This is a genomic window from Synechococcus sp. CCAP 1479/9 (genome assembly GCF_019038535.1).
Classification (GTDB): Bacteria; Cyanobacteriota; Cyanobacteriia; order PCC-6307; family Cyanobiaceae; genus Cyanobium.
Genome location: NZ_JAFKRK010000083.1, coordinates 1 through 267, shown reverse-complemented (window position 1 = coordinate 267; position 267 = coordinate 1). Strand labels below are relative to the sequence as shown.

1 protein-coding gene is annotated in these 267 nt (G+C 68.9%); it reads left to right on the top strand.

Annotated features, from left to right (window positions below; translation table 11 throughout):
• Nucleotides 1–267 (top strand): glycogen/starch/alpha-glucan phosphorylase (locus tag KUG38_RS16795; RefSeq protein ID WP_216923555.1); only part of this gene is annotated, 267 nt, incomplete at both ends.

Sequence of the window (267 nt, the reverse complement as noted above, 5' to 3'; positions counted from 1 at the left end):
CGCTTCCTCCAGCAGGTGCGCCTCAAGTACCCCGGCAACGACGCCGTCCTGCGCCGCCTCTCGATCATCGATGAATCGGGCGACAAGGCCGTCCGCATGGCCCACCTCGCCACCGTCGGCTCCCACCACGTCAACGGCGTCGCCGCCCTCCACAGCGCCCTGGTCAAGCAGGACCTCTTCCCCGAATTCGCCGCCCTCTGGCCCGAGAAGTTCACCAACGTCACCAACGGCGTCACCCCCAGGCGCTGGGTCGCCCTGGCCAATCCC